Origin of the sequence: Rodentibacter genomosp. 1, from assembly GCF_001999285.1 — a bacterium.
In the GTDB taxonomy this organism is placed as follows: Bacteria; Pseudomonadota; Gammaproteobacteria; order Enterobacterales; family Pasteurellaceae; genus Rodentibacter.
Genome location: NZ_MLHN01000034.1, coordinates 1 through 4,117 on the forward strand (window position 1 = coordinate 1; position 4,117 = coordinate 4,117).

6 protein-coding genes are annotated in these 4,117 nt (G+C 37.1%); 1 reads left to right on the plus strand and 5 read right to left on the minus strand.

The annotated features are described in order from the left end of the window. Positions 1-79: 79 nt before the first annotated feature. Together BKK54_RS11230 and BKK54_RS11235 are read right to left on the minus strand one after the other, a co-directional pair. Entirely contained in the window at positions 80-598 is a 519-nt protein-coding gene (locus BKK54_RS11230; protein ID WP_077543154.1) for a Rha family transcriptional regulator, read from the minus strand. A gap of 129 nt (positions 599-727) precedes the next feature. Further along, on the minus strand, positions 728-1,402 hold the full coding sequence (locus tag BKK54_RS11235; protein ID WP_077543155.1) for a KilA-N domain-containing protein: 675 nt from the start codon (positions 1,400-1,402) through the stop codon (positions 728-730). Between the two features lie 385 nt (positions 1,403-1,787). Here BKK54_RS11235 and BKK54_RS11240 point away from each other — a divergent pair, with 385 nt between their 5' ends. After that, positions 1,788-2,315 (plus strand): hypothetical protein, encoded by a 528-nt coding sequence (locus BKK54_RS11240; protein WP_077543156.1) that lies wholly within the window; start codon positions 1,788-1,790, stop codon positions 2,313-2,315. 405 nt (positions 2,316-2,720) lie between these two features. Here BKK54_RS11240 and BKK54_RS11245 read toward each other — a convergent pair whose 3' ends face one another. From BKK54_RS11245 to BKK54_RS11255, 3 genes are read right to left on the minus strand one after another with little or no spacing between them, the layout of a single operon-like run. Continuing rightward, complete coding sequence (locus BKK54_RS11245) at positions 2,721-3,239, minus strand: phage antirepressor N-terminal domain-containing protein (protein ID WP_077543157.1); 519 nt, start codon at positions 3,237-3,239, stop codon at positions 2,721-2,723. A 54-nt stretch (positions 3,240-3,293) separates the two neighbouring features. Continuing rightward, entirely contained in the window at positions 3,294-3,656 is a 363-nt protein-coding gene (locus BKK54_RS12290; protein WP_077543158.1) for a phage tail assembly chaperone, read from the minus strand. Then, positions 3,632-4,036 (minus strand): hypothetical protein, encoded by a 405-nt coding sequence (locus tag BKK54_RS11255; RefSeq protein ID WP_077543159.1) that lies wholly within the window; start codon positions 4,034-4,036, stop codon positions 3,632-3,634. Before BKK54_RS11255 ends, BKK54_RS12290 begins: the two co-directional genes overlap by 25 nt. Between the last annotated feature and the right edge of the window lie 81 nt (positions 4,037-4,117).

A 4,117-nucleotide genomic window follows, 5' to 3' on the forward strand; every position in this document is an offset into this window, starting at 1 on the left:
GCTTCATATTCCATTGGGGCGGGAAGGTAAAGGTTTTCATATTGGCTCCAATAAAAAACCGCACATAATAAAAGTGAGGTCAATTCAATAACGGTAATTCAATTTGTAATTTATCTTCAAATACTTTTAATGTCGCCTCGAGGTACGGCTTTTTATCTTTCCATTGATTCAGCCCTTTTCCACATAAGCTAGCAAATTGTTTTTCAGCTTTATGCTCGCCTAATGCTTGATAGTATTGCTCAAGCAATGTCATTCCATTTTGGGTCAACTGTTCTTGCATAAAATTAAAGGCTTTAATATAGGCAATTTTAATCGCCATCGCTTTCTTGGTTTTGTACCCCATCACCAATAACAAAAAACCGTCTTTAGTCATCTCAAACATTGGGCGTTTTTCACCTTTTTTATCGATATATTCAACGAGACCAAAATTGGTCCGGTTAAATTCATCATCGCCTGCCTCTAAGATTTCACGAATATCACGCATAACGTGTTTATGGTATTTGCCAAACACTTTAGCCACCGTTTCAGATGTGGTAATCGTTTTGGAATCTTTGTTTTGTACAAACTGTTTAAAGTTTTCAGGATTAGCAAGTTGCATAATATTCTCCTCTATTGGATTTTGGGTAATAAAAAACCCCGAGAAAGCGATTTCTCAGGGTTATTTAGGGTGCAAAAAACCGCCGCACGATTTTTCACAGGGAAAAGTGCGGTCGGTTTTAATTAAGTTTTAGAATAAGTGGACTAATCCGCCACTTCGGATGATGGCGTTAGGGTGTCGCACATTGTAGATAATGCGGTTCCAGCCGTTGCCGTGCGTAATATCTTGATTAAATTCAGCGGTTATCCGTTGCAATGTCGGCAACATCTCTTGTGGAAGATTGCCGTAGCGTTCGTTAAGTTGGCGAATGGCTCGGGCATAATCACCACCGAAACCACCGAATTGTTTTTGCAATTTATCCGTGAGTTCGATGTAGTTACGCAATGCGTACCACGCCCAACAGAAATCTTGCATTTCTTTTTCTGTTAAATCACGTTGATACATTTTCGATGGTTCAGGCAAAGCAAGTTGTTTCGGTTCATTTCGGTGCATTGCCAAGAAAGCTCGTAGAACAACTAAATGGAATTTTGGGCTTATCCACATTGCGTAGCTTAATACGAGTTCTTCACAGACCCAATAGCCACGAACTGTTAAATCTGTTCCACCACGAATAATTTTGCTAGCCACCAAATTTGGTGTTTGGCTATCTATCTCTGAAATAAGCTCTTTTGTTTGTTCATTTCGCATAAAGCGAAATGGAGAATGTTTATCTTCTGCCCCGCTTGCACGATGAAGATCATTTAAAGAAAAAAGACCATCCAAGGAACGGATTTTTGTATTAAGAATAGTTAATTGACTAGACATCTGAATGTTTCCTTCTGAAAGAAGCCCTAATTTTGAGTTAGGGTGATCAGCGGCTCAAAACTAGCATTCAGTCTAGCGGAGTTATTTCCTTTCGGTGTTGTATTCCTCGCACCGCCGATCATAGATTGTAAATTACCTTTTTGTATGAAAATTGTGGAAAGAGAAAAGAGATCACAAATTTTAAATACAAAAAAACCGCAAAGGATTTCGGTTGCGGATTACCGCTGAATGAAAAGGCTTTTGAGACCTTGGGTAGATACTACACTTTAATTTTCACCCTGTCAAACAACACTTGCGTTACGCTAAAATTAGTGTAAAATACAAAAAAATAGCGGCACATATTTTATGCAAATAAAAATTAAACCTACTTTTTGGGAGGGACTATATGAATTATATTCAATATAAAAATGAGTTTGCACGCTCAAATGTAATATTAGATCGATGGCTATTTATCTTGGGTATTACAATACATCAGCATAAAGCATATTCTAGTGGTAGGACATCTGTTCCTAGTTCTATTCAATTATCAATTGAAAAGCTTAATAATAGAAGGCATAACGCATTGAAAAAACTTAAAGAAGCCTTGCTAAAAATTAAACATATTGAACATTATAATATGCATATAGATGAAAAAGATAATTTAGTTCTAACACCATTATCAGAAGAAGGAGCTCCTCTTATTTTTGAAAATCAAGGGTTAGATTTTTTTCTATTTCATGTTTATGGTCTTTCATTAGATGATGTCAACTTAACATTAATTTTCTATCCAAAGAATGGATTAAGAACTGACGGAAAACCTGAAAGTCCATGCGAATGGTTTATAATTAAAGCAGGGGAGCAACGAATTTCACACATAATTCATGATCCTGCAAATGAATTACACAATATGTTAAAAATTTCTCTTAATAACTAGTTTAGAATAAAGTAAGCTCTTACTTCTTTATTTAATCGAAAAAGAGCCTTTAAAATATTCCCACGATTTCAATCAGGGTTATCTATAATTATGCGATAACTTAGCACTCTAACAAAAAATGCTTATCTAGTGAAAGCCAAGAATTTCGAGTTCTTGGCTTTTTGTTTTTTTTAATTAATTATTTTTTCCAATCTTTAATCACAGATAAGATATTTGGCAATCGCCAAGCCAACACCAAAAAAACGCCAGCCAAGGTCAGTGCGATAGTGGTTTCCCATAAACCGTATAACATAATAAGCTCCTTGAATATTGGTAGAATTGTTTCTATAATGTCCATAATTAATTACTCATTCCGTTTCAATGGGTAAAAGAAAACCCCGAGCATTGCGAGTGTTCGGGGTTTATTTATAAATTAAAAAATAGTTCCATTTGCATGATTTGCGCATACTCTTGTTCCAATGCACTTTTTTCTTTCTTACAAGCGTTTAGTGCTTTTCCCTTTTCACTTGCAGAAGTTTTGTATTCCTTATTTTTGATATTCCAAGCTGAGAGTTTATTTTTCACTTCATCACGGCGTGCAACACCTTCCGTCCAGTAATCCCATAAAGCAAGGAAACATTCCTCTTGGTAGTTTTCCAGACGTTCTTTTAAATCTGACCGTACTTTGTTTGGGTTTAAGCTAAATAGCCAACCATTTAATTTTTTGATGGGGATACAGAGCATTTCATATTTTTTGCCGTCTCTTCCAGTCGTGGTCATATGACCACAACTGAATTTTTCAGATTGTGCTGTTAATTTACGGTGCTGTACTTTCCAGTCCAACCCAATCCCTAATACAATCTCACGCATTGCCACATAAGGCACACCGTTGTTATCAATTAAAGTTACTTCTTGTCCTAAAAATTCAGTTTTTAATGCTTGCATATATGCTCCTATTAAATTTCAGGTAATAAAAAACCCGACCTTTTCAGCTCGGGCTTAGTCCTCATTAATTTGCAACCACAACATATCTAACCGTTTGATGACTTCGAGTTCCCATTTCTCAAGGTGTCGTTGAGTTAATCGACACCAAGATTCAATTTCAGCGTATAAAATGGAGTTACACGCCATACCGTACTGGCGAGATAGGGCAATTTCATAGAAGTCATCAAGTAGATACCTCACCATCTCATCAGGCAATGGATGATTGAGTTCGCTTAATTCAGCCCCCGTTGCGTCTTGAATGGCTTGTAAATGTTCACGATTGGTTGATTCTGACCCTTTTGGCTTTTTATCTAATTCAAATTCGGATTTCGCATAGTCGAGTAAGTCGTCAACTAGGCTTTCAAGAAGTTTCCCAATTCATCTGAATGTTCAACAATTTGATCGCTCAACCAAGGGCACGCCATTAGCAATTTACGGGCATTTTCAGAAGTAAACACCATCTCTTCTTTGCCCCATTTCACATTTTCCCAGCCGGCAATACGTACTAAGGCATTTTCTAACTTGCGATCTTCAAGTTCGCTGAGTTCCACGTATTTTGGTTTGCGTGTACGGCTGTTTTCAAACTCTTGTTTTTGGAGTTGGCGTAATTGGCTTGCCGTATATTTGCGAACCGGATCGCTTTCTGCGCCATAAACATCAATAAATGCCCCGGTACCATCACCGGTAACCGGGTGTAAAACTTCAAAGCGGAAAGTATGTTGTGCAGTTGAGTGAACATCTAATTTAGAAAAATCCATTATGTTATCCTTTTAAATTATGAGAAATAAAAAGCGGCCTGAAAGCCGCCTGTGTGATAAGGTGATTATGCCAGCGTGTCT